Annotated in this window: 2 protein-coding genes; both read left to right on the plus strand. The window is 60.1% G+C overall.

Annotation, left to right across the window (positions count from 1 at the left end; translation table 11 throughout):
• The first annotated feature begins 138 nt into the window (after positions 1–138).
• Positions 139–1,152: an aldo/keto reductase gene (locus tag AB4Z11_RS31640; protein WP_442030128.1), complete on the plus strand. Its 1,014-nt coding sequence runs from the start codon at positions 139–141 to the stop codon at positions 1,150–1,152.
• A gap of 8 nt (positions 1,153–1,160) precedes the next feature.
• Positions 1,161–1,445 (plus strand): SRPBCC family protein (locus AB4Z11_RS31645; protein ID WP_442030130.1); only part of this gene is annotated, 285 nt, incomplete at its 3' end.

Raw genomic sequence — 1,445 nt, forward strand, 5'->3', positions numbered from 1 at the left:
CGACGAAGTAATGTAGTTGGCGTATATCAAGCATTTCAGACCTCCGAGGACTCAAGTGTCGCACATTCCGTCTTAGACAGACTTAAGTCGACTGACTAGACTGGGCTCTACCAACTAACCCATTTAGGAGTTCGTAACATGAGCATCAAAGATAAACTGATCGGCGACAATCCACTTGGCTTTGGCACTGCGCCTCTGGGCAATATGTTCCGCAATATTCCGGAGGAAGAAGCGGAAGCCACTGTCGACGCGGCGTGGGAGCAGGGCGTACGCTACTTCGATACGGCGCCGTTCTATGGCGCGGGCCTGGCTGAAATCCGCCTCGGCAAAGCGCTGGCAAAGCATAAGCGCAGCGATTATGTGCTGTCCACCAAAGTGGGCCGCCTGATTCTGGATGAAGTGGAAGACGCCAAGGCGCGCGACCTGGGCGAGAAAGGCGGCCTGTTCGTGCATGGCCGTCCGAACAAGATTGTCAACGACTACACCGCGACGGCCACCCTGCGCTCGATTGAAGACAGTCTGAAACGTATGAATACCGATCATCTGGACATCGTCTATGTCCACGATGTGGCGCAGGACTTCTACGGCGATGAATGGCTGGCCAAATTTGAAGAAGCCCGCACCGGCGCCTTCCGCGTGCTGCAGCAGTTGCGCGAGCAGGGCGTGATCAAGGCCTGGGGTCTCGGTGTGAACCGCGTCGAGCCGATCGAATTGCTGCTGGATCTGCAGGAAGTGCAGGCGGATGGCTTCCTGCTGGCCGGACGCTATACCATGCTGGACCATGAGCGCGCGCTGCAACGCCTGATGCCTGCGCTGAAGGCGAATAATGCGGAACTGGTAGTCGGCGGTCCTTACAGCTCGGGCGTTCTGGCCGGCGGCGCGACCTTCGAATATCAGAAGGCCTCGCCGGAAATCCTGGCCAAGGTTGAGCGCATCAAGACACTGGCTGCGCGCCATGGCATCAGCGTGAAGGCGGCGGCCTTGCAGTTCGTGCTGGCCAATCCGCTGGTGGCTTCGGTGATTCCTGGCGCCAGCCGTCCCGAGCGCATCCAGGAAGACCGCGCGGCGCTGGCGGAGAAGATTCCTGCGGCGTTCTGGTGCGAACTGCGCGAGCAGGGCCTGGTCGCCGCCAATGCTCCACTGCCAGTTTGAGGTGCGCCATGGCTACAGCATCTGCACACATTGAGATCCCTGCCTCTGCGGAACGTGTATGGCAACTGATCGGCGGCTTCGATTCGCTGCCGGACTGGCTGCCATATATTCCGAAAAGTGAGTTGAGCGAAGGAGGGCGGGTCCGCACGCTGGCAAATCCAAGCGGTGACGCCATCGTCGAGCGCCTGCTGTCCTTCGACGACGCCGGACGCAGCTACAGCTACGCGATTCTGTCGGCGCCGTTCCCGGTCGTCGGCTACCGCTCGACACTGCGCGTGGTGGAGAACGGGGAC

Origin of the sequence: Pseudoduganella sp. RAF53_2, assembly GCF_052113985.1 — a bacterium.
Classification (GTDB): Bacteria; Pseudomonadota; Gammaproteobacteria; order Burkholderiales; family Burkholderiaceae_D; genus Rugamonas.

What these genes read in the sequence shown, in the direction of transcription:
- AB4Z11_RS31640 (WP_442030128.1), top strand. Translation starts at nt 139, where the DNA reads ATGAGCATCAAAGATAAACTGATCGGCGACAATCCACTTGGCTTTGGC.